The sequence below is a fragment of the Pseudomonas sp. GXZC genome, assembly GCF_026967615.1.
In the GTDB taxonomy this organism is placed as follows: Bacteria; Pseudomonadota; Gammaproteobacteria; order Pseudomonadales; family Pseudomonadaceae; genus Aquipseudomonas; species Aquipseudomonas azotoformans_A.
Window position 1 is genome coordinate 5,137,316 of the sequence record NZ_CP114115.1, and the last position, 18,314, is coordinate 5,155,629.

Sequence of the window (18,314 nt, forward strand, 5' to 3'; positions counted from 1 at the left end):
ACCCTCAGCCGTTGGGCCCTACTGTCGCGACGATAGTCACTTGCTTGTTGTCAGGAATTTCCTGATAAGCCAAAACGTGCAAATTCGGTACTGCCAGGCGTCCAAACCGCGACAACATCGCCCGGACGGGGCCTGCTACCAGCAGAATCACCGGTTGGCCCTGCATTTCCTGGCGCTGTGCGGCGTCGATCAACGAGCGCTGCAGCTTCTCAGCCATGCTTGGCTCCAGCAGAACGCCCTCTTCCTGGCCTTGTCCTGCCTTCTGAATACTATTGAGCAATATTTGTTCCAACCTGGGTTCCAAGGTGATCACAGGCAGCTCGGAGTCAAGCCCTACAATGCTTTGGACGATTGCACGCGACAATCCGACGCGCACCGCAGCCACCAGGGCGGCAGTATCTTGACTCTTGGCGGCATTGTTGGCGATGGCCTCGGCAATGCTGCGAATGTCGCGGACCGGCACCTGTTCGGCCAGCAGCGCCTGCAATACCTTGAGCAACTGAGACAGCGACAGAATGCCCGGCACCAGTTCTTCGGCCAGTTTTGGCGACGCTTTGGCCAGCAAACCCATCAATTGCTGGACTTCCTCGTGGCCGATCAGCTCGTGGGAGTGCTTGTACAGGATCTGGTTGAGGTGCGTCGCGACCACGGTGCTGGCGTCCACCACGGTGTAGCCGAGGGATTGTGCCTGGCTGCGCTGGCTGATTTCGATCCATACCGCGTCCAGGCCAAAAGCCGGATCTTTGGCGGTGATGCCGTTGAGGCTGCCGAACACCTGCCCTGGGTTGATCGCCAGCTCGCGGTCCGGGTAAATCTCGGCTTCGGCCAGGATCACGCCCATCAGCGTCAGGCGGTAGGCACTCGGCGCCAGGTCGAGGTTGTCGCGGATGTGCACGGTGGGCATCAAAAAGCCCAGGTCCTGGGACAGTTTCTTGCGCACGCCCTTGATCCGCGCGAGCAGTTGGCCGCCCTGGTTGCGGTCCACCAGTGGGATCAGGCGGTAGCCGACTTCCAGGCCGATCATGTCGATCGGGGTTACGTCATCCCAGCCAAGCTCTTTGGTTTCCTGGGCGCGGGCCGGGGATGGCAGCAGTTCCTGCTGGCGGGCGATCTCTTGCTGGGCGATGACTTTGACCTGGTTCTGCTTGCGCCAGAACAGGTACGCAGCACCGCCAGCCAGGGCCGCCATGCTCAAGAACGAGACGTGCGGCATGCCCGGCACGATACCCATGATTGCCATGATGCCCGCCGCCACGGCCAGCGCCTTAGGCGAGGCGAACATCTGCCGGCTGATCTGCTTGCCCATGTCCTCGGAGCCCGAAGCACGGGTCACCATGATGGCCGCAGCTGTTGATAACAACAGTGATGGCAATTGCGCCACTAAACCGTCACCGATGGTCAGCAAGGCGTAGACCTTGCCCGCATCGCCGAAGGTCATGCCGTGCTGGAAGATACCCACGGCCATGCCGCCGATGAGGTTGATGAACAGGATCAACAGGCCGGCAATGGCGTCACCGCGCACGAATTTGCTGGCACCGTCCATGGAACCGTAGAACTCGGCTTCCTGGGCCACTTCCAGGCGGCGCGATTTGGCTTGGTTCTGGTCGATCAGGCCGGCGTTGAGGTCGGCGTCGATGGCCATTTGTTTGCCGGGCATCGCGTCGAGGGTAAACCGCGCGCTCACCTCGGAAATCCGCCCGGCGCCCTTGGTCACCACCACGAAGTTGATGATCATCAGGATCGCGAACACCACGATACCGACCACGTAGTTACCGCCGATCACCACCTCACCGAAGGCCTGGATCACCTTACCGGCAGCGGCATGGCCGTCCTGGCCGTGGAGCATGACCACACGGGTCGACGCCACGTTCAGCGCCAGGCGCAGCAGGGTCGCCACCAGCAGAATGGTCGGGAATACCGCGAAATCCAATGGCCGCAGGGCGTACACGCACACCAGCAGTACCACGACGGACAGGGCAATGTTGAAAGTAAAGAACACGTCCAGCAGGAACGGCGGCATCGGCAACATCATCATTGCCAGCATCACCAGCAACAACAACGGCACACCCAGATTGCCTCGCGAGAGGTCAGTCAGGGTGCTGCGGGCCGTGCCGAGCATTTGAGAGCGATCCACCACCGGTATTCCTCGTGTCCTTTGAAGCAAAGTTTTGACGCCGGGAGGCGTCCTGGAGGCGGTATTGCAAGAAGCCTTCCAACTTTTGCTCTAAGGGTCAGATCGCTTTCAGACATTGCCTTGAAAGCATCGATGAGGACGAAACTACAAGGGTTTGACGTTATCGGCCTGTGGGCCTTTTGGACCTTGAACGATGCCGTATTCGACTTTCTTGCCTTCTTCGAGGGTTCTGAAGCCATCTATTTTTATCGCGGAATGGTGGACAAATACATCTGCACTTCCATCGTCCGGCGAAATAAACCCAAACCCCTTCGCCGCGTTAAACCACTTCACCGTACCTGTTGCCATTGCCGTTCTCCTGACTTACGGGATAAGGCGAACCTCGGATGCATAAACCGCGTCGGGCCCATGGACTCTCCGGACTTCCACCCGCAGGCCCACGGCTAGCCGAATGCCTCGCGAACCGATGAAATCCACTCGCACATCGTCTTCACCGTTCTCCAGGACAATCAAACCCACCCCGGATTTCTGGTCGTAATATTTGACAGCGCCTCTGACCGCCTTCAAAACCACTCTCCCTGCCTCTCATCTACAGCGTTCGCGCAGTTCTTTAGGCAATAGAACCGCGAGAACGCCCCTCTGCCTACTGTCAAAGTTGACAGGTAGACAGGCATTCACGACGAGTGGTAGGGAGTGATAAATCAGGAATCGCGGCGCAAATCCGGCGGAATCGGCAGATCCTTGAGTGGATCCGGCCGTTTGCCCTTGCCCGCGCGGTACTGGCGAATCTGATAGACATACGCCAACACCTGGGCCACGGCCAGGTAAAGCCCGGCCGGGATTTCCTGGTCCAGGTCGGTGGAATAGAAAATCGACCGCGCCAATTCCGGCGATTCCAGCAGCAGAATGTCATTGGCCACCGCAATTTCGCGGATCTTCAGCGCGGTAAAGTCACTGCCCTTGGCCAACAGCATCGGCGCGCCGCCCTTCTCTGGGTCGTATTTGAGGGCCACGGCGTAGTGGGTCGGGTTGGTGATGACCACGTCGGCGTCGGGCACTGCGCCCATCATCTTGCGCTGGGACATTTCCCGCTGCAGCTGGCGAATACGCTGCTTGACCTCGGGACGGCCCTCCTGGTCCTTGTGCTCGTCGCGCACTTCCTGCTTGGTCATCAGCAGTTTCTTGTGGCTCTCCCACAACTGGATCGGCGCATCCACCGCGGCAATGATGATCAGCCCGGCGGCCATCCACAGCGCGCTCCAGCCCACCACCTGCACGCTGTGGATGATCGCCGACTCCAGCGGTTCATGGGCGATGCGCAGCAGGTCGTCGATGTCGGACGACAACACCATCAGCGCCACAAACAGGATCAGGATGAATTTGGCCAGGGCCTTGAGCAGCTCCACCAAGGCCTTGGCGGAAAACATGCGCTTGAGCCCGGCGGCGGGGTTCATGCGGCTGAACTTGGGCGCCAGGCTGCCGGCGGCGAACAGCCAGCCACCGAGGGCGACCGGGCCGATCAGCGCAGCCAGCAGCAAAGTGATCAAAATCGGCTGCACCGCCAGGATCGCGATCTTGCCCGAGTGCAGCAGGTACTGGCCCATGGCATCGGGGTTGAGCAGTACTTCACGGGGCAAGGTGAAGTTGTGTTTCATCAACTCCATCAAGTCCAACGCCAAACCGCCGCCGTAGATCAGCAAGGCGCCGGCACCGGCCATCATGGTGGCAACGGTGTTCAGCTCTTTGGAGCGCGCAATCTCGCCCTTTTCCCTGGAGTCCTTTTTGCGTTTCTCCGTGGGGTCTTCTGTTTTGTCCTGACCACTCTCGCTCTCGGCCATGGCTCAGCGCGCCCGTGCCAGATCACGTAAAAACTGCAAGGCGTCGGTCGCCAGCGGTTGATACTGATTGAGAATGTCGGCCAGGCCGATCCAGAAAATCCCCATGCCCAAGACCAGGGTCAACGGGAAACCAATCGAGAAGATGTTCAGCTGTGGCGCCGCACGGGTCATCACGCCGAACGCGATGTTGACCACCAGCAAAGCGGTAATCGCCGGCAACACCAGCAACAGCGACGCGCCGAAGACCCAGCCCAGGCGCCCGACGATTTCCCAGAAATGATTGACCACCAGCCCCGAGCCCACCGGCAAAGTAGTGAAGCTTTCAGTCATCACCTCAAACGCCACTAAGTGGCCGTTCATTGCCAGGAACAGCAAGGTCACCAGCATGGTCAGGAATTGCCCGATCACCGCCGCCGACACACCGTTGGTAGGGTCGACCATGGAGGCGAAGCCCATGCCCATCTGGATCGAGATGATCTGCCCGGCCACCACAAAGGCCTGGAAAAACAGTGTGAGGGAAAAGCCCATCAGTGCGCCGATCAGGATCTGTTCGGCAATCAGCAGCAAGGCACTGAGGTCAATGGCATTGACCGGCGGCATCGGCGGCAAACCCGGCACGATCACCACAGTAATCGCCACCGCGAAGTACAGGCGCACGCGACGTGGTACGAGGGTGGTGCCGAACACCGGCATGGCCATCAACATCGCCGTCACGCGAAACAGCGGCAGGATGAAGGACGCCACCCAGGTGCTGATCTGGGTGTCGGTCAATGCCAGCAACGACTGCATCCGGTCAGCCGATCAACTGCGGAATACTGCCGTACAACTGCAGGATGTATTCCATGAAGGTCTGTACCAGCCACGGGCCGGCCACGATCAGGGTGACCAACATCACCAGCAAACGCGGCAAAAAGCTCAAGGTCTGTTCGTTGATCTGGGTCGCGGCCTGGAACATCGCCACCAGCAGGCCCACCAACAGGCTGGGCACCACCAGCACGGCGACCATCACGGTGGTCAGCCACAGCGCTTCACGGAACAGGTCGACAGCTACTTCTGGCGTCATCGCGCTATACCCCGCCGAAACTGCCGGCCAACGTGCCGATAATCAGCGCCCAGCCGTCCACCAGCACGAACAGCATGATCTTGAACGGCAACGAGATGATCAGCGGCGACAGCATCATCATACCCATGGCCATCAGCACGCTCGCCACCACCAGGTCGATGATCAGGAACGGGATGAAGATCATGAAGCCGATCTGGAACGCGGTTTTCAATTCGGAGGTGACAAATGCCGGCACCAGGATGGTCAGCGGTGCCTGGTCCGGGGTGGCGATGTCGGTGCGCTTGGACAGACGCATAAACAGCTCAAGGTCGCTGGAACGGGTCTGCGACAGCATGAAGTCCTTGATCGGCCCCTGGGCCTTGTCGATCGCATCCTGGGCGGTCATTTTCTCCGCCAGGTAGGGTTGCAGGGCTTGCTGGTTCACCTTGTCGAACACCGGCGCCATGATGAACAGCGTCAGGAACAAAGCCATGCCGGTGAGGATCTGGTTCGACGGCGTCTGCTGCAGGCCCAGGGCCTGGCGCAGAATCGAGAACACGATGATGATCCGCGTGAAGCTGGTCATCAGCATGACAAACGCCGGGATAAAGCTCAGCGCGGTCATGATCAGCAGGATCTGCAGACTGACCGAATACTCCTGCGCACCGGCCGCGTTGGTACCCAACGTGATCGCCGGGATCGACAGCGGATCGGCGCCAAACGCCAATGGCGCCGCCAGCAACAGCATGAGCGTCAATAAAACGCGCATTACTTCTTATCCTTCTGATCCTTGCCCAGCAACTCCATCAGGCGCTGGGCGAATTCTGGCGTGGCGGACTGGCTCTGATCCACGCTCACCGGGGTCTTGAGCACGTGCAGCGGGGTGATGCGACCGGGCGTGATGCCCAGCAGGATCTGTTCCTCGCCCACTTGCACCAGCACCAGCCGATCACGCGGGCCGAGGGCACGGGAGCCGATCATCTCGATCACCTGGCCATTGCCCGGCCCCACGCGCTGCACCCGGCGCAGCAGCCAGGCCAGTGCGAAGATCAAACCCACCACCAGCAACAGGCCCAGCACCAACTGGGTCAATTGCCCGCCGATGCCGCTGCTCACCACCGGCGTTGCGGCTGCGGTGGCTTGCGTAACCGGCTCAGCCGCCAGGGCGCTCAATGGCAGCGCCAGAAACAGTCCCGCCATCGAATACTTCATCTCAGCGCAACTTCTTGATGCGTTCGCTCGGGCTGATCACGTCGGTCAGGCGGATGCCGAACTTCTCGTTGACCACCACCACTTCGCCGTGGGCAATCAGGGTGCCATTGACCAGCACGTCCAGCGGCTCGCCGGCCAGGCGGTCCAGCTCGATCACCGAACCCTGGTTGAGTTGCAGCAGGTTGCGGATGTTGATTTCGGTGCTGCCGACTTCCATGGAGATCGACACCGGAATGTCGAGGATCACGTCCAGGTTCGGGCCATCGAGGGTCACCGGGTCGTTGTTCTTCGGCACGCTGCCGAATTCTTCCATCGGCAGGCGGTTGCCGGCCGGCGCGGTGGCGGCATCAGCGGCCAGCAGCGCATCGATATCGTCCTGGCCGACATCGCCGGTTTCTTCCAGGGCAGCCGCCCATTCGTCAGCCAGGGCCTGGTCTTCGGCGGAAGTGTTTTCGTGTTCGGTAGCCATTACATGTCCTCGGCGGAGCAGAAATTAGTGTTGATCAGCGACGATTGATCGGTTCGACCACTTGAAGAGCCAAGTTGCCCTTATGGGAACCAAGCTTGACCTTGAATGACGGCACGCCGTTGGCGCGCATGATCATTTCGTCCGGCAATTCGACGGGGATGATGTCCCCCGGCTGCATGTGCAAAATATCGCGCAGGCGCAACTGGCGACGGGCCACGGTGGCGCTCAGTGGAACGTCGACGTCCAGCAAGTCTTCGCGCAGAGCCTTGACCCAACGCTCGTCCTGGTCGTCCAGGTCGGACTGGAAGCCAGCGTCGAGCATCTCGCGCACCGGCTCGATCATCGAGTACGGCATGGTCACGTGCAGGTCGCCGCCACCGCCATCAAGTTCGATGTGGAAGGTGGAGACCACAATGGCTTCGCTGGGGCCGACGATGTTGGCCATGGCCGGGTTCACTTCCGAGTTGATGTACTCGAAATTGACTTCCATGATCGCCTGCCAGGCTTCCTTCAAGTCGATGAAGGCCTGCTCCAACACCATGCGCACCACCCGCAATTCGGTCGGGGTGAACTCACGGCCTTCGATCTTGGCGTGACGGCCGTCGCCGCCGAAGAAGTTGTCCACCAGTTTGAACACCAGCTTGGCATCCAGGATGAACAGCGCGGTGCCGCGCAACGGCTTGATCTTGACCAGGTTGAGGCTGGTGGGCACGTACAGCGAGTGCACGTATTCACCGAACTTCATCACCTGCACGCCGCCCACCGCCACGTCCGCCGAGCGGCGCAGCATGTTGAACATGCTGATGCGGGTGTAGCGGGCGAAACGTTCGTTGATCATCTCCAGGGTCGGCATGCGTCCACGGACGATGCGATCCTGGCTGGTGAGGTCATAACTTTTGACGCTGCCGGGCTCGGCAGCCATTTCGGTCTGTACCAGACCATCGTCGACGCCATGCAGCAGCGCGTCGATCTCATCCTGGGACAGCAGGTCTTGCACGGCCATGTCGTGATCCTACTGCAATACGAAGTTAGTGAAGAGCGCCTGCTCGACCACGACTTTGCCGAGTTCCTTCTGGGCCACTTCCTGCACGCTGGCGGTGACCTTCTGGCGCAGCATTTCCTGGCCCACCGGGGTGGCAAGTGTGTCGAAGCTCTGGCTGGAGAACAGCATCACCAGGTTGTTACGGATCACCGGCATGTGCACCTTGAGGGCGTCCAGGTCCGAGGCATTACGCGCCAGCAAGGTGATGCTCACCTGCAGGTAGCGTTGGCGACCGTTCTGATTGAAGTTGGCGACAAAGGCCGGAAGCATCGGCTCGAAGATTGCCGGTTGCTTGACGTTACTGGCGGTTTCGGCGGCAGGTGCCGGCTTGCTGGCACTGCTGTGCATGATGTACCAGGTGCCGCCGACCGAGGCGCCGATGGCCAGGAGCAGGCCTAGGACTATCAACAGGATAAGCTTGAGCTTACCTTTGCCTGCGGGTGCTTTTGCTGCGTCGTCGCTCTTCGCCATGCCAATAATCCGTCACTATTCGGGGATTCATAGATCTACGGAAAGGCAAGAGCAAGTGTTATGCCAGAGTTGTCTGGTGGATTTGGAAGTGTGTGCCGATATCTGCCACGCAACAGATCCCCTGTGGGAGCGAGCAAGCCCGCTCCCACATTTGGGCCTGCGCAACGTTCAAATCAGGCGTAGTAATCGACGGCGCTGGAACCGATCACGGTTGAGGTTACAGGCGCCACGGTTTCAGCCACATCAATGTGGCTGCCACTGTCGCCGTTATCCCCGCCACGTCCACCGCTGCGGCTCACGCCACCGGTCTGGGCCTGTTGCTGCTGTTGCTCCTGGCCACGGGACTGGTCCGATACGTTCACATCCACCTGCCCCATGCCCTGCTGGGCGAACATCTCGCGCAAGCGGCCGGACTGGCTTTCCAACGCTTCACGCACCACCGGGTGGGCGCTCATGAAGTTGACCTGGGCTTGCTGGTCGGCGGTCATGTTGACCTTGATATCCAGGCGACCGAGCTCGGCTGGCTGCAACTGGATCTCCGCCGACTTGAGGTTGGCGCTGGACAGGTACATCACGCGGTTGACGATTTCATCGGTCCAGCCGCTCTGGTGCATAGCCAACGGCGCATTGGTCACCGGCGGCAAGGCGTTGGCGGTTTTTGGCGTGGCGGCCTGGGTCAATGCCGCCAGGCGGTTGGCGAAGTCATCGACACGGGTGTCGCTGCTGGCGTTCTTCAGGTCCTTGAGGCCGTCTTCGATCAGCCCGCCGAAGGCCTTGTCGCCGCCCGTGTCAGTGCTGTCCTTGGTGGCTTGCTGGTCGACCATATTGGCCAGGCCGGCGGCAAAGTTCTGGGCGGCGGTGGGTTGATCCTGGGTCGGGGCCGGGGCGGTTTTGGCCTGGGCCTGACTGCTGGCCGAGACGTGACCGCCCTGTTCCATCGCCAGGCGCACGGCGGGCATGGCGTCCAAAGGATCGGCTTCCGGGTCGAAGACTGGCTTGGCTTCCTCGGTCGCCGCTACCGGTGCCGCGACCACCGGCTGGGCCTTGTCATCCTTGGCCGTGGTGACAGGCGCCGGGGTTTCCACCGGCACTGGCACGGCTATCGGAGTGACGGTGGCAATCAGGGCCGGGTCGACCACCGGGTCAGCCGGAGGCTGCTGCACCAGGGTCGGGTCGGTTGGCGCGTCATCATCTTTGCTGGCGCTGTCGTCGGTCTTGGCCGGTGGGGTGGCAGGCAAGGGTTTGCCGCTATCGGCAACGGCTGGCGTGCTGGCGGCAGGTTTATCGCTGCTGGCCACTGGCTTGACGCTGGCGTCGGAGGACTTGCCGGCGGTGGGCTTGGGCGAGTTGTCGTCGGACTTGACCGTGGGTTTGGAAGCCTGGTTGGCGAACACTTGAGCGAAGCCAGGGCCCTTGTCCCGTGGGTCCGCAGCCACTGCCGGTGGGTTGGCGGCGGGCGCTTGAGGCTTGGCCGCGGGGGCAGCCTGAAGGAGCGAATTCGGGGCGACTGGCATAGGTAAAGGTCTCCACTGCATGGGGGTCGGGGATGCAGTCTTGGGAGGTAGAGCAAGAGTTGGGCCAGGTTTGGGTTTTGGTGTGTATATCCGTTTTTTGGGTAACGGCTGGTATGGGTTCCGCCCTTACGGCGGGTCACTTTGGAAAAGCCGGAATGCCGGCCCAGCCCAAAGTAACCAAAGGGCTCTTGCCCCAACACTCGGCACCTCGCTCACGCTCGGTGTGCCCGTAATCCGACAGGGATTTGGGGGGCCGCCTAAGATCAAAATCAAAAACAGAGCCAGAGCCAGCGCCAGCGCCAGAGCTGAGTTAGATCTGCTTTTCTGTGGGAGCTGGCTTGCCTGCGATGCAGACACCTCGGTATATCAGACACACCGAGTTGATGCCTTCGCAGGCAAGCCAGCTCCCACATTTGGACCGAGAGCGGCTTCCAGAAACCGGTCGGCTACTAGGCCGCCGCGCTTTTGATTTTGATCTTAGGCGCCCCGTCAAACACGCTGGCCGAACGCAGGCTTGAATCCGTGGGTAACCCGGCAGGACGCCGGGTTAGCCGCGCTGGGCCAAGGATGGCCCATCGCGGCGGCCCACGGATTCAAGCCGGAGTGAGGGCACACCGAGCCTAGGCGAGGTGCCGAGTGTTGGGGCAAGAGCCCTTTTGGTTACTTTTGGGGCTCTTTTCCAAAAGTGACCCGCCGTAAGGGCGGAACCAATACCAGCCGTTACCGCAGCAACGGATATGCACTCAATCACATCTGAAACCGCTGCCGCTCCGTCTCATACAACGGCTTCACCAAAGCAAACTCCCGATCAATCTGATCCACCAACTCCCCCAGATCCCCAACCGCAGGCCCAACAGACTCAGCCTCCAACCGCTGACACAACTGCGCCAACCGCACCGCCCCAAGGTTCCCACTGCTCCCCTTGAAACTGTGCGCAATCCGCCCCAACGCCTTCGCATCATCCCTAGCCTTGCGCAACGCCTCGACGCGCTTCTGGGAATCATCAAGAAAGGTATCCAGCAACTTCGGATACTCGCCTTCCATGACTTCCTGCAAACCCGACAGCACCTGCGGGTCCAGATGTAGATCAACCACTTGCTCGCTCCCTGATCAAGAATCGGCGGATTATGCCAGAGCCCCCCAGCAAAACTCCACGCACACACTGCGCCCGCCATCGGACCAGCCTACATGGCTGCTCAACTGACGGACCAGGCTCAAGCCCCGGCCAGACAGACGGTCGATATCCAGCGGCCGCGCCAGCACCTGGTCCACATCAAACCCCGGACCGCTGTCTTCGATACGCAGGGTCATCCTCCCGCCCGCCTCAGTCGGCACCACCTGCACATGCACCCGGATATACCCGCTGTCGAGCTGCGCCAGGCGGTCATTACGCTGGCGGTAATACTCGGCAAATCCCAGGGCATCACGCTTTAGCCGAGAATCCAGGCCCAGTACGCCATGCTCCAGCGCATTCGAATACAGTTCCGCCATCACGCTGTACAACGCCCCGCTTTGCTCGCGCAGGCCATGGATTTCCAGCAACAGTTGCAGCAGATACGGCAACGGGTTGTAGCGTTTCAAGGTTTCGGCGCGAAACTCGAAGCTCACCGACCAATCCAGCGGGCACGACTGCCCGCTGTCCGCATACAACGGCCCGGAGGCACGCAGTGGCTGGCCAGGCTGCAAGGTGATTTCCACCAGGCTCACGTCATCGCGCACCTCACCGCGAAACGCTGCCAGGGCCTGTTCGATCTCTTCAAACAAACGATCAGGCTCGCAATTGGCGGCAAACACCTGCTGCAAACGTTCGGCGCCGAACAGTTGGTCGTTGGCATCGGCGGTATCCAGCACGCCATCGGACAACAGGAACACCCGGTCGCCCAGGGCCATCGGCCAGACTTCAGTACGATCATCAAAGGCTTCGGCCGACAACACCCCCAACGGCAAATGCCGCGATTCCAGCGGCGTGCGTTTGCCGCTGGCGATTTCATGCACGTAGCCTTCGGGCATGCCGCCGTTCCACACCTCCACCACCCGCCGCTGCGTGCTCAGGCACAACAGGGTGGCGCAGCAGAACATGTCCACCGGCAAGATACGCTTGAGCTTGGCGTTCATCTCGCGCAGGGTCTGCGCCAGGCCGTAGCCCTTGGCCGTCATGCCGTAGAACACTTCAGCCAGGGGCATGGCCCCCACTGCCGCCGGCAGGCCATGGCCGGTGAAGTCCCCGAGCAGCACGTGCATGTCGCCGGACGGCGTGTAGGCGGCCAGTAGCAAGTCACCGTTAAACAGCGCATAGGGCGATTGCAGGTAACGGATATTCGGCGCGGCATTGATGCAGCCCGAATGCGCGACCTTATCGAACACCGCCTTGGCCACCCGCTGCTCGTGCAGAAGATAGTCGTGATGCTTGGCGATCAGGTCGCGCTGCTGCAGGACCGTGGCCTGCAACCGGCGCAGGCGGTCCATGGCGTTGATCTTCGCCGCGAGAATCAGCTGGTTGTAGGGTTTGGGCAGAAAGTCATCGCCGCCGGCATCCAGGCACTGGGCCAGGGCTTCGCTCTCGCGCAGGGAGGTGAGAAAAATCAGCGGCACCAGCTCTTCACCTGCCAACTGCTTGATCCGGCGTGCCGCTTCAAAGCCATCCATCACCGGCATCAGCGCGTCCATCAACACCAGTTGCGGGCGCTCACGGGCAAACACTTCGACTGCCTCAGCGCCGTTAGTGGCCGTGAGCACCTGATGACCCTGGCGCCGGATGATGGTCGACAGCAACAGCAGGTCGGCGGCGCTGTCTTCGGCGATCAGGATCGTCAGCGGTTCGATGATCGGGGCCAGGGCGCTCAACTGATGTCGAACAGTTTGTCGAAGTTGGAGATGGCGAGGATCTTGCGCACGTCTGAGTTGCTGTTGATCACCTGAACTTCAGCATTATCGCCACCGGCATGGTCACGCAACAGCAGGAGCATGCCCAGGGCGGAACTGTCCATGTAGGTGGCCTCTTTCAGGTCGACGACGTACAACTCAGGCACTTTATAGAAACGCTCGTAGGCATCACGAAACGCCTGATGGCTGCCGAAATCAAACCGGCCCTTGACCGCTATCGTCAACTTCGTCCCGTCCAGGGATACTTCTGACTCGACTGACATGCGACTGCTTCCTTGTCATTGGCAATGACACAAGGTTTAGCAGGAGAAGGAGATGTGGGCAACTTTCAATAGACGTCTTTGCGCGGCATGCGCTGAGACAGCTCGTCGAGCAACTTCTGCTCGCGCTTATCTTCCAGTGCCCGCGCTTCGTCGATATAGCGCTGCACCAGTTTGCGCAGGCCTTCAACCCGGGCAAACGCCGCTTGCCAGCTTTCGCGGGCTTTATCGAGGTTGTTCTGGTGCCAGGCCAGGCTTTGGCGCTGCTGGCCAACGGCCGTTTCCAGTTGATTGAGAAAGCCCTGGTAGCCCATCAGCCACTGGCCCGAGACACCTTTGGAGCCCCGCTCGATCCACTGCTGCTGGTACTCGCCACGAAATCGCTCGAGGTCGCCCAGCTTGCTTTCCGCCAAGCGCACCTGGCCCTGGAAGTAACCCAGGCGCTGCACGGCGGTTTTCTCGGCCTTTTCGGCCATGTCCACCACCGGAGCCAGGCGCGCGGCGCGGCTGTTGGCCATGGCTTAGCCGCCCGGCGCCGGGGCGAAGATCGACTGCAGGTGCGCTTCGCTTTCGCCCATGCTGATCTTGTCGTTGAGGCCCTGGCGCAGGTAGGTCACCAACTGCGGTTGCAGGGCAATGGCCAGGTCGGTGTCGCGATCGCCGCCCGCCACGTAGGCGCCGACGCTGATCAGGTCGCGGCTCTGTTGATAACGCGACCACAACTGCTTGAACTGTTGCGCACGGATCATGTGTTCCGGCGTCACCACCGCGGGCATTACCCGGCTGATGGACGCTTCGATATCGATGGCCGGGTAGTGCCCCTCTTCAGCCAAGCGCCGTGACAGCACGATGTGACCGTCGAGCACGCCCCGCGCCGAGTCGGCAATCGGGTCTTGCTGGTCATCGCCTTCGGACAGCACGGTGTAGAACGCGGTGATCGAGCCGCCCCCGGCTTCGGCGTTACCGGCACGCTCCACCAGTTTGGGTAGCTTGGCGAACACCGACGGCGGATAGCCCTTGGTGGCCGGCGGTTCGCCGATGGCCAGGGCAATCTCCCGCTGGGCCTGGGCGAATCGGGTCAGCGAGTCCATCAGCAACAGGACGTTCTTGCCCTTGTCACGGAAATATTCGGCAATGCGCGTGCAGTACATGGCGGCGCGCAGGCGCATCAGCGGCGCATCGTCCGCCGGGGACGCGACGACAACCGAGCGCTTGAGGCCTTCTTCACCCAGGCTGTGCTCGATAAATTCCTTTACCTCGCGGCCCCGTTCACCAATCAGCCCGACCACGATGATGTCGGCCTCGGTAAAGCGCGTCATCATGCCCAGCAGTACCGATTTACCCACGCCGGTACCGGCAAACAGGCCCAGACGCTGGCCACGGCCGACCGTCAATAATCCGTTGATGCTGCGAATGCCCACGTCCAGCGGCACGCTGATGGGGTTACGGTTGAGCGGGTTGATGGTGGGGCCGTCCATCGGCACCCAGTCTTCGGCCTTCATGCCGCCTTTGCCATCCAGCGCGCGACCGGCGCCGTCAAGCACGCGGCCGAGCATGCTCATGCCCATCGGCAGGCGGCCGGTGTCGGCCAAGGGCACCACGCGGGCGCCGGGGGCAATGCCCGCCAAACTGCCCACGGGCATCAAGAAAATCTTGCTGCCGGAAAAGCCCATCACTTCGGCTTCGACCTGCACCGGGTGGTAGCTATCGTCATTGATCACCATGCAGCGGCTGCCCATGGCGGCGCGCAGGCCTTCGGCTTCGAGGGTCAGGCCGACCATGCGCAACAGGCGCCCTTCAAGGATCGGCTGGCCAGGCAACTCGGCGGCTTCGGCATAACCGCTCAAGCGCTTGGCGAAACTGGTGCGATCAAGGCGCATCAGGGGCGTCCAGGTCCACGCTCAGGTCAGGCTCGGCAGGGTTCAACACCTGCTCATGGGCCTGATCCAACAGCTTGGCCATGATCTGGCTGATGCGGGTTTCCACCGTGGCATCAATACGACTGTGTTCGGTCTCGACGCGGCAACCACCGGGTTGCAGCGACGCGTCCTCGACGATGCGCCAGGTTTCTTCATGGCGCTCGCGCAGGGCTTTGACCTGTTCGAAATCCTGCGGATTGATGTACAGCCGCACATTGCCGACGCCCAGAGGCAGCAGCTTGAGGGCTTCGCGCATCACGCTTTCGATATGGCTGGAGTCCAGCACCAGCTCACGCTGGATCACCTGGCGGGCGATGTGCTGCACCAGCTCGACCATGGCTTTTTCGATCTGCGCATCCTGCTCGGCGATGGGATCGAACAGCCCGCCCATCAAGCGTTCCAGGCTGGCCAACTTGACGCTCAGCGCCTCCTCGGCTTCCTGGCGGACCTTGAGGGTGGTGCTGCGAAAACCATCTTTTTCACCTGCCGCGAAGCCCTCGTTGTAGGCCTCCTGGCGGATGGCTTCCAATTCTTCCAGGGTCAGTGGCTGGACTTCATCCAGCGGCACTTCTTCCATTTCCGCCGGTGGCTCTTCAACCGGTTCAGGCTCGGGCTCGGGCACATGCGGATCGAAGCTGGGCAACGACCAGATGTCGAACCCACCGACGTCCCGTGCGCGAATCAGATCGCTGGGCGCCTCATCTTTGTTCGACATGAGAGGCGCCTTAGATCATTTCTTCGCCGCCCTTCCCGCCGAGAACGATTTCTCCGGCTTCGGCCATACGGCGGGCAATGGTAAGGATTTCTTTCTGCGCGGTTTCCACGTCGCTGACGCGTACCGGGCCTTTGGCTTCCAGGTCGTCGCGCAACAGTTCCGAGGCGCGCTTGGACATGTTCTTGAAGATCTTTTCCTTGACGCCTTCGTCCGATCCCTTGAGGGCCAGCACCAGCACATCGGAGGACACTTCGCGCAGCAACGCCTGGATGCCACGGTCGTCGACATCGGAAAGGTTGTTGAACACGAACATGAGGTCTTCGATCTGGCCGGACAGGGTGTCGTCGATCTCGCGGATCGAGTCCATCAACTGGCCTTCGACCGAGCTGTCGAGGAAGTTCATGATGTCGGCCGCACGCTTGATACCGCCCAGGGTGGTACGCGAGGCATTCGAGTTGCCGGAGAACTGCTTCTCCAGAATCGTGTTGAGTTCTTTCAGGGCCGCCGGTTGCACGGTGTTCAGCGACGACACACGCAGGATGATGTCCAGGCGCACTTTATGGTCGAAGTGGCCGAGCACTTCACCGGCCTGGTCCGGGTCGAGGTAGGCCACCACGATCGCCTGGATCTGCGGGTGCTCGTAGCGGATCACGTCGGCTACGGCGCGCGGCTCCATCCATTTCAGGCTGTCGAGGCCGCTGGTGTTGCCACCGAGCAGGATGCGGTCGATCAGGCCGTTGGCCTTGTCTTCGCCCAGGGCCGAGGTGAGCATCTTGCGGATGTAGCTGTCGGAGCCGACGCCCAGGCTGGTCTGGTCGCCGACGATCTCGACGAACTCGCTCATCACCTGCTCGACTTGCTCGCGGTGCACATTGCGCATCTGCGCCATGGCCACGCCGACGCGCTGAACCTCTTTGGGGCCCATGTGGCGCAGCACTTGGGCGGCGTCGGTTTCACCCAGGGACAGCAGCAGGACTGCGGCTTTGTCGACCTTGGTGAGCTTGGCAACAGCGGCTCGATTATCACTCATCTGCGTTGATCCACTCTTTCACGACCTGGGCCACACGGCCCGGGTCTTCTGCCACCAGACTCTTGATTGCGTTCAGCTGAGCGTCGTAACCCTCGCTCGGGCTTGGCAACAGGATGCTTTGCGGGCCGCCAAGGCTGACGCGGTCGTTGGCCAGTTCGCCGTCGAGGCCGCCCATGCCACCCAATTCCACGTCGCCACCGGCCAGGGCCAGCTGTTTCTTGCCGTTGCCGGTGATGTTGTTGAGCACCGGACGCAGCACACCGAACACCAGCACCAGGATGAACAACACACCCAGCACTTGCTTAACGATGTCCCAGAACCACGGCTGCGAGTAGAACGACGGTTCAGCGATCACTTCGCCACGCTCGGCGGAGAACGGCATGTTGATCACGCTGACACTGTCACCCCGGCTGGCGTCAAAACCCACGGCGTCCTGCACCAGGCGAGTGAAGCGCGCCAATTCGTCGGCGGTCCAGGGGGCACGGGTAACGGCGCCATCGGCGGCATTGACCTTGACCTGGTCATCCACCACCACCGACACCGACAGGCGATTGACGCGGCCCTGTTGTTGCTTGGTGTGGCTGATGGAACGGTCGAGCTCAAAGTTCTTGGTGGACTGGTTACGTTTGTCCGCCGGGTACGGGGCGAGCATCGGCTGGCCGGTGGCCGGGTCCATGATCTGCTGGCCGTTGGCGTCCAACAATGGCTGGCCTGGCTGGATCGCGCCAGCGCTGGCAGCGGTGCCACCGGTGGTTTGCGGCGCAGAGGCCGGGGCTGGCGGCTGGTTGCTCAGGGCACCCGGCACACCTTGCGGCGGGCCATTGGCGGCGGTGCGTTGTTCGCTGGTGGACTGCTCGCTGCGCAAAGCAGGCTGGTCCGGGTTGAATTGCTCGGAGGTCGACTCGACCGCGCTGAAGTCCACATCGGCGGACACTTCAGCCTTGTAGCGGTCGTTGCCCAACACCGGTTGCAGGATGTTGTGCACCCGCTGGGTGAGCATGCTTTCGACGCGGCGGCTGTAGTCAAACTGCTTGCCGGCTTGAGTCAGCGCGGAGTTTTCGCCCTGGTCGGACAGCAGGTTGCCCTTCTGGTCCACCACGGTGATCTGGGATTTGCTCAGTTCGGGCACGCTGGTGGCGACCAGGTTGACGATCGCCAGGACCTGGCCGGGCTCCAGGGAGCGGCCGGCAAACAGCTCAACCAAGACCGAAGCACTTGGCTTGCGCTCGTCGCGCACAAATACCGAGCTTTTCGGAATGGCCAGGTGCACGCGGGCACCCTTGACGTTGTTCAGGCTGGAGATGGTGCGCGCCAGTTCGCCTTCCAGGCCACGACGGTAGCGGGTGGCTTCCATGAACTGGGAAGTCCCCAGGCCCTGGTCCTTGTCGAGGATCTCGAAACCGATGTTGCTGTCGGACGGAGTCACGCCGGCGGCGGCGAGTTTCATGCGCGCACGGGCCACATCGTCGGCCTTGACCAGCAGGGCACCGGAGTTGGGCTCCACGGTGTAGGCGATGTCGGCGGCGGCCAGGGTTTCCATGATCTGCTTGGAATCCATGCCCGCCAGGCTGCCGTACAGCGGCCGGTAATCAGGTTGCTGCGACCACAACACCACGGCAAAACCAATCGCCACGCTCGCTGCCAGGCCGACCATCAGGCCCACCTGACGCAGCATGGTCATTTCGGAGAGGTTTTCCAGGAACGACAGGCCAAACAGCGGCGGCTTGCCGTCTGCCTTGGCGGGTGCGTTGTCCACGACTGCTTCTGCCATGACTTAAATCTCGT

At 61.5% G+C, this 18,314-nt stretch carries 19 protein-coding genes; all 19 read right to left on the reverse strand.

Annotated features, from left to right (window positions below; all coding sequences use genetic code 11):
• Positions 1–4: 4 nt before the first annotated feature.
• Positions 5–2,119, reverse strand: a complete 2,115-nt coding sequence (flhA, locus tag OZ428_RS24110; RefSeq protein ID WP_442964850.1) for a flagellar biosynthesis protein FlhA — start codon at positions 2,117–2,119, stop codon at positions 5–7.
• A gap of 159 nt (positions 2,120–2,278) precedes the next feature.
• Positions 2,279–2,482: a cold-shock protein gene (locus tag OZ428_RS24115; protein WP_269131557.1), complete on the reverse strand. Its 204-nt coding sequence runs from the start codon at positions 2,480–2,482 to the stop codon at positions 2,279–2,281.
• Positions 2,483–2,835: 353 nt separating this feature from the next.
• The gene (flhB, locus tag OZ428_RS24120; protein WP_033900771.1) at positions 2,836–3,972 is read right to left on the reverse strand and encodes a flagellar biosynthesis protein FlhB; all 1,137 of its coding nucleotides are present in this window, start codon (positions 3,970–3,972) and stop codon (positions 2,836–2,838) included.
• 3 nt (positions 3,973–3,975) lie between these two features.
• Positions 3,976–4,761 carry a flagellar biosynthetic protein FliR gene (gene fliR, locus OZ428_RS24125; RefSeq protein WP_016976564.1) on the reverse strand — a complete coding sequence of 262 codons (786 nt, stop codon included), beginning with the start codon at positions 4,759–4,761 and terminating at the stop codon, positions 3,976–3,978.
• Positions 4,762–4,765: 4 nt separating this feature from the next.
• A complete protein-coding gene (gene fliQ / locus OZ428_RS24130; protein WP_010208761.1) occupies positions 4,766–5,035 on the reverse strand; it encodes a flagellar biosynthesis protein FliQ in 270 nt (89 codons plus the stop codon).
• Between the two features lie 4 nt (positions 5,036–5,039).
• Positions 5,040–5,783 (reverse strand): flagellar type III secretion system pore protein FliP, encoded by a 744-nt coding sequence (gene fliP / locus OZ428_RS24135; protein WP_016976565.1) that lies wholly within the window; start codon positions 5,781–5,783, stop codon positions 5,040–5,042.
• The gene (fliO, locus tag OZ428_RS24140; RefSeq protein ID WP_269131558.1) at positions 5,783–6,226 is read right to left on the reverse strand and encodes a flagellar biosynthetic protein FliO; all 444 of its coding nucleotides are present in this window, start codon (positions 6,224–6,226) and stop codon (positions 5,783–5,785) included. Before fliO ends, fliP begins: the two co-directional genes overlap by 1 nt.
• Position 6,227: 1 nt before the next feature.
• Positions 6,228–6,695, reverse strand: a complete 468-nt coding sequence (gene fliN, locus OZ428_RS24145) for a flagellar motor switch protein FliN (protein ID WP_033900765.1) — start codon at positions 6,693–6,695, stop codon at positions 6,228–6,230.
• Between the two features lie 34 nt (positions 6,696–6,729).
• A complete protein-coding gene (gene fliM, locus OZ428_RS24150; protein ID WP_027603859.1) occupies positions 6,730–7,698 on the reverse strand; it encodes a flagellar motor switch protein FliM in 969 nt (322 codons plus the stop codon).
• 9 nt (positions 7,699–7,707) lie between these two features.
• Positions 7,708–8,208 (reverse strand): flagellar basal body-associated protein FliL, encoded by a 501-nt coding sequence (fliL, locus tag OZ428_RS24155; protein ID WP_033900763.1) that lies wholly within the window; start codon positions 8,206–8,208, stop codon positions 7,708–7,710.
• 173 nt (positions 8,209–8,381) lie between these two features.
• Entirely contained in the window at positions 8,382–9,722 is a 1,341-nt protein-coding gene (locus tag OZ428_RS24160) for a flagellar hook-length control protein FliK (RefSeq protein ID WP_269131559.1), read from the reverse strand.
• Between the two features lie 747 nt (positions 9,723–10,469).
• Positions 10,470–10,817, reverse strand: coding sequence for an Hpt domain-containing protein (locus OZ428_RS24165; RefSeq protein ID WP_269131560.1), 348 nt, complete (start codon positions 10,815–10,817; stop codon positions 10,470–10,472).
• Between the two features lie 30 nt (positions 10,818–10,847).
• The gene (locus OZ428_RS24170; RefSeq protein ID WP_269131561.1) at positions 10,848–12,566 is read right to left on the reverse strand and encodes an ATP-binding SpoIIE family protein phosphatase; all 1,719 of its coding nucleotides are present in this window, start codon (positions 12,564–12,566) and stop codon (positions 10,848–10,850) included.
• Positions 12,563–12,868 carry an STAS domain-containing protein gene (locus OZ428_RS24175; protein WP_033900756.1) on the reverse strand — a complete coding sequence of 102 codons (306 nt, stop codon included), beginning with the start codon at positions 12,866–12,868 and terminating at the stop codon, positions 12,563–12,565. The genes OZ428_RS24170 and OZ428_RS24175 overlap by 4 nt, the downstream gene beginning before the upstream one ends.
• 65 nt (positions 12,869–12,933) lie before the next feature.
• Entirely contained in the window at positions 12,934–13,383 is a 450-nt protein-coding gene (gene fliJ, locus OZ428_RS24180; protein WP_016975640.1) for a flagellar export protein FliJ, read from the reverse strand.
• A 3-nt stretch (positions 13,384–13,386) separates the two neighbouring features.
• Entirely contained in the window at positions 13,387–14,745 is a 1,359-nt protein-coding gene (gene fliI, locus OZ428_RS24185) for a flagellar protein export ATPase FliI (protein ID WP_010208746.1), read from the reverse strand.
• A complete protein-coding gene (gene fliH, locus OZ428_RS24190) occupies positions 14,735–15,499 on the reverse strand; it encodes a flagellar assembly protein FliH (protein ID WP_269131562.1) in 765 nt (254 codons plus the stop codon). The genes fliI and fliH overlap by 11 nt, the downstream gene beginning before the upstream one ends.
• 10 nt (positions 15,500–15,509) lie before the next feature.
• Positions 15,510–16,529: a flagellar motor switch protein FliG gene (gene fliG, locus OZ428_RS24195; RefSeq protein ID WP_010563975.1), complete on the reverse strand. Its 1,020-nt coding sequence runs from the start codon at positions 16,527–16,529 to the stop codon at positions 15,510–15,512.
• The gene (gene fliF, locus OZ428_RS24200; RefSeq protein ID WP_033900752.1) at positions 16,522–18,300 is read right to left on the reverse strand and encodes a flagellar basal-body MS-ring/collar protein FliF; all 1,779 of its coding nucleotides are present in this window, start codon (positions 18,298–18,300) and stop codon (positions 16,522–16,524) included. Before fliF ends, fliG begins: the two co-directional genes overlap by 8 nt.
• Positions 18,301–18,314: the final 14 nt, after the last annotated feature.